The sequence below is a fragment of the Streptomyces calidiresistens genome (genome assembly GCF_014141525.1).
Lineage (GTDB): Bacteria > Actinomycetota > Actinomycetes > Streptomycetales > Streptomycetaceae > Streptomyces > Streptomyces calidiresistens.
This window is the reverse complement of sequence record NZ_VKHS01001522.1, coordinates 1-512: the sequence shown is the minus strand read 5'-3', so window position 1 is coordinate 512 and position 512 is coordinate 1. Positions and strand designations below refer to the sequence as shown.

Sequence of the window (512 nt, the reverse complement as noted above, 5' to 3'; positions counted from 1 at the left end):
GGGCGCCGCACCGGGGGTTGTTCGCGGGGCAGTTCCCGGCGGGTCGGATGTCGCGGCCGGGGGTGGAGTGTGGGCCGGCCATGCCGCCGTTCCAGACGAGGGAGCTGTGGCCGGCCCGCCGCGGGGTCTTCTTCGCGGGGGTCTTCGCGGTGGTGGCCTTGGTGGTGGTCTTCTTCGCGCTCATCGGTCGTCGGTGTCCTTCCTGTCGGTGGTCTGGTCCCGGGTGAGTCGGGTGTGGTGGTAGAGGTCCAGGAGGTTCCTCGCGCCGGTCGGGCTCATCCCTGCGTCGTGCAGGCGCCGGAGCAGCAGCTCCTCGGCGCTGGTGGGTCCGAGGTCGGGGTGGTCGCGGGCCGGGCGCCGGAGGCGGATCCAGGCGGCGGCGGCCAGCAGGGCGAGCGCGAGCCAGGTGGCGGCCAGGCCGAGCGCGAGGTGGAGCGTCACGGGGGTTCTCCGAGCGGGGTCTCTGCCCCGGAGGCCCGGCGCGGCGAAGGGAGTGGTTCCCTTCGCCGCGC

General features: G+C 75.0%; 2 protein-coding genes. Both read right to left on the bottom strand.

What is annotated here, in order from left to right; all coding sequences use genetic code 11:
- On the bottom strand, positions 1-184 hold a 184-nt coding region (locus FOE67_RS28120; protein WP_182667607.1), incomplete at its 3' end, for a hypothetical protein.
- Positions 181-441, bottom strand: coding sequence for a hypothetical protein (locus FOE67_RS28115; protein WP_182667606.1), 261 nt, complete (start codon positions 439-441; stop codon positions 181-183). The genes FOE67_RS28115 and FOE67_RS28120, both read right to left, overlap by 4 nt.
- Between the last annotated feature and the right edge of the window lie 71 nt (positions 442-512).